Here is a 3,633-nt window from a genome sequence, read left to right as displayed (position 1 = left end):
GCGGCTCTAAGTCCTCTTGCGCGCATGGTTGCGATGGAGGTTTTGTCGAGGATGAGGGCCATGGCGTCGCGGACGTCGAGCATGACGTCGCGAATCGCGCAGGCTTCGACATCGCCGCAATCGGTGCAGGGGCGGTAGGCGGTGCGGCTGGCGCAGGCGATGGGGGCGAGCGGTCCGTCGAGAATGCGGATGATCTGGCCGCAGGTGATGGCGTCGGCCGGGCGCGCCAGCTGATAGCCGCCGCCCTTGCCCTTCTTGCTCGACAAAATCCCGGCTTTGGTCAGTTCCAGCAGGATGGCGTCGAGGAATTTGCGGGGAATGTTGTTGTCCTGCGCAATGTTGGCGGCGAGCGAAACGCCCTGCGCGCCGGCGAGGTGAATCAACGCCTTCAATCCATATTTGGCCTTGTTCGACAGCATGGCTTCCCCGGTTCGGAGTGCGAGGCCGGCGCAAACGCCGCGCGGCTAGCCGGCAATGTCGAGGGATTGAGCCGGAAATTCAAGCCGTCTGGGCGATGTGGGAAAAGCTTTCGCCGCGCCCGAAATTTATTGCCGTTTAAGTCGAGCGATTATATAGTCTTTACAAACATGCTCCTCGAAGCACGAAAGCTCACGACATGACCGCAGCCTTCGCGTCGGCGCTCCCCGCCGACGACATCGCCCAAACCACGCCGTTTTCCGGCGCGCAACACCTGCTCGTCATCAAACCCGCGCGCCAGTTCTACCTCGCCGAGATCGCGGCGGTCGGCCTCTACGCCCTGATCGTCGCCGCCGGCCTGTATTACCAGTCCAGGCCGATCGAGGCGCCGCCGGAACAGCCGCTGGAGCTGGTGCTGGCGCCCGCCGAACCGCCGCTGGAGGAGCCGCCGCCGCCGCCCGAAGAGGTCAAGCCGCCGGAGCCGGAAACCCTGCCGCCGCCGCCCGAAGCCGTCGCGCCGCCGGTGGCGCCGGTCGAGCCGCCCAAGAAGATTGAAAAGCCCAAACCCAAACCCAAGCCGGTTCCCAAGGTCGAGCACAAGCCGGTCGTAAAAGTCGCGCCCAAGCCGGCGCCGGCGCGCGTCGCCGCGCGGCGCGAGGAGGCGGCGCCGGCGCGCCCCGTTCCCGCCGGCGCCTCGGCCTCTGTCATCGCCAACCAGTTGCATGGCTGCCTCGCCCGCGCCGGCGCCAGCCTCTATCCGGAGTCGCAAAAACCGCGTTCGGGCCATGTCGGCTATCGCGCCAACATTTCCGCCGGCGGTTCGGTGTCGTTCAGCTGGTCGTCGTCGGGCAATCCCGCCTTCGACGCCGCCGCGCAAAGGGCCGGCGCCCGCTGCGGCAGCGTGCAGGCGCCGGGCCGTCCCGCCGCGCTGAGCGGCGCCATCAGCTTCCGCTACAACTGATTCCCCCTCTCCCCCACCAAGGAAAACGCAGAATGTCCGAACCCTCCGCCGCCGCGCACGCCCTGTCGCCGGTTGATCTGTTTCTTCAGGCCGACAGCATCGTCAAAGCCGTCATGGTCCTGCTGGTCGTCGCCTCGGCGCTGGGCTGGGCGGTGATCCTCGACAAAGAAATCCGCCTCAAAGTGCTGAACGCGCGGGCGAAAAAGCTGATAGCCGGCATCCAGGGCGTCGAATTGCCGCTCGGCCATCTCGCGCCCGACTTCGCCAGCGCCCCGCCGAGCGATCCGCTGGTTCAGGTCTATGGCGCGGCTTCCGAGGAATTTTTACGCTCGCGCGACCTGCTGACGACCGAGGCGCAGCGCGACGCCGCGCAGGAGCGCGTCCACCGCGCCGCCACGCTCGCCAGCGCCGCCGCGCTCGGCCATTTGCAGGCGCGACTTGGCAGCCTTGCGACCATTGGCGCGGTGTCGCCCTTCGTCGGCCTGTTCGGCACGGTCTGGGGCATCATGAACTCGTTCCAGGGCATTGCGGCGTCCAACAACACCAGCCTCGCGGTGGTGGCGCCGGGCATAGCGGAAGCCCTGTTCGCCACGGCTCTGGGCCTGGTGGCGGCGATACCGGCGGTGATCTTCTACAACCGCATCGGCACGGACATCGCCAATTACGGCAAGAAGATCAACGGCTTCATCGGCGTGTTCGAAATCGAGCTGTCGCGCCAGCTATCAAGGAAGGGAGATCGCGGTGGCCTTCGCGTTGCGTAATCAGGACGGGGGCTCCGACGCCGCCCCCATGGCGGACATGAACGTGACGCCGCTGGTCGATGTCATGCTGGTGCTGCTGATCGTGTTCATGGTGGCGGCGCCGCTGATGGCGGTGGGCGTTCCGGTCGATCTGCCGAAGGTGCAAGCCAAGCAGCTCAACGACCAGAAACCGCCGATCGCGGTCAGCATCGACGCCGAGGGCAATTTCTTCATCGACCAGAAGGCGGTCGCGGCGGACTCGCTGTTCGACGAGCTGAATTCGGCGTCGGAGAACGACAAGGAGCGGCGCATCCATGTGCGCGGCGACAAGAACGCGATCTATGGCAAGGTGATCGAGGCCATGGGCAAAATCAACGGCGCCGGCTTCACCAAGGTGGCGCTGGTGTCGGAGGCGCCCAACGCCCCAACGCCCGCCGCCGCGCGGCCCGCGCAGGTGAGGTAGCTCCATATATGCGCCAGATTTAAGCTTGGCTGCTGAGAACGTCGTGGTCGTGGGGTTGATCCCCTCGTGCTTCGAGACGGCGAGGTTCGCTCGCCTCCTCAGCATGAGGGGATCAATGGAATCAATCTCGTAGCCCTCATGCTGAGGAGGCTCCGAAGGAGCCGTCTCGAAGCGCGAGGGCGGTCCACGGCTTTTGCCGCAGCCTGCCAGTGCTTAACCTGGCGCATATGTCCGGTAGCCCCGACCCTCGCGTTGCGATCGAAGTCAGCCGGCGCCGCAAGCGCATGATCCCAAAAAGTGGGCGCCGGTTTTTGGAAAAGATCATGCGCTTGCAGCGCCGGCTTTTTCGTCGATGGGAGGTCAGGCGCGGATGTCGTCGTAGGAGAGCGTCAGATGCGCCAGCGTCTCCTGCTCGCCAAGGGCGTGATAGGAATGCGGCACGTCGGCGTCGAAATGGATGACGTCGCCCGGCCCGAGGCGATAGGCCGGCTCGTGGCCGGTGACGATCTCCAGCACGCCGCTGACGACGAGAATATTCTCCGAGGTGCCGGGCGCGTGGGCCTGGGAGTGCTCGGTATGGCCGGCGGCGACGGTGAGTTCGTAGATCTCGACCCGGGGCTTTTCGCCGAAGGCGATCAGCGCGCGCGACTTGAAGGCGCCGTCGCTCGACGACAGCACATTGGCCTCGCTCTTGCGGATCACGGCGGCGCCGCCGCGCTTGGGCGTGGCGATCAGACTGCCGAAGGGGACATGGAGCGCATTGGCGATTTTCCACAGCACATCGATGCTGGGCGCGCGCCGCCCGTTGACGATGGCGGCCAGCAGGTCGGGATCGACGCCGGCGAAATCGGCGAGACGCTCAAGCGCGCTGTCCTCCTGCTTCAGGCGGGCGCGCAGCCGCGCGGCGATCACCAGGGTCAAGTCCTGCTCGGTGACCGGCGGCCCTTCGACATGTTTGGCGTTCACGGGAGGCTCCTGAAGTTAGTAAAATTATGGAGTATGTCGATTATAAAGGTCAAGTGCTTACCGATGCGCGACGCAAGCACCGGCGC

The 3,633-nt window shown here is 65.8% G+C and carries 5 protein-coding genes; 3 read left to right on the top strand and 2 right to left on the bottom strand.

Annotated features, from left to right (window positions below):
* Positions 1–419 (bottom strand): RrF2 family transcriptional regulator (locus CCR94_RS15180; protein ID WP_104508699.1); only part of this gene is annotated, 419 nt, incomplete at its 3' end.
* A gap of 197 nt (positions 420–616) precedes the next feature.
* On the opposite strand from CCR94_RS15180, the gene CCR94_RS25695 reads away from it, so the two are divergent.
* The 3 genes from CCR94_RS25695 to tolR are packed head-to-tail and all read left to right on the top strand — an operon-like array spanning position 617 to position 2,581.
* Complete coding sequence (locus tag CCR94_RS25695) at positions 617–1,378, top strand: energy transducer TonB (protein ID WP_104508698.1); 762 nt, start codon at positions 617–619, stop codon at positions 1,376–1,378.
* Between the two features lie 32 nt (positions 1,379–1,410).
* Entirely contained in the window at positions 1,411–2,139 is a 729-nt protein-coding gene (locus CCR94_RS15170) for a MotA/TolQ/ExbB proton channel family protein (RefSeq protein ID WP_104508697.1), read from the top strand.
* The gene (gene tolR, locus CCR94_RS15165) at positions 2,120–2,581 is read left to right on the top strand and encodes a protein TolR (protein WP_104508696.1); all 462 of its coding nucleotides are present in this window, start codon (positions 2,120–2,122) and stop codon (positions 2,579–2,581) included. Before CCR94_RS15170 ends, tolR begins: the two co-directional genes overlap by 20 nt.
* 360 nt (positions 2,582–2,941) lie before the next feature.
* Here tolR and CCR94_RS15160 read toward each other — a convergent pair whose 3' ends face one another.
* The gene (locus CCR94_RS15160) at positions 2,942–3,547 is read right to left on the bottom strand and encodes a helix-turn-helix domain-containing protein (protein ID WP_104508695.1); all 606 of its coding nucleotides are present in this window, start codon (positions 3,545–3,547) and stop codon (positions 2,942–2,944) included.
* Positions 3,548–3,633 lie beyond the last annotated feature (86 nt).

The sequence above is a fragment of the Rhodoblastus sphagnicola genome (genome assembly GCF_002937075.1).
GTDB classification, from domain to species: domain Bacteria; phylum Pseudomonadota; class Alphaproteobacteria; order Rhizobiales; family Beijerinckiaceae; genus Rhodoblastus; species Rhodoblastus sphagnicola.
This window is presented reverse-complemented; position numbering and strand designations above follow the sequence as displayed.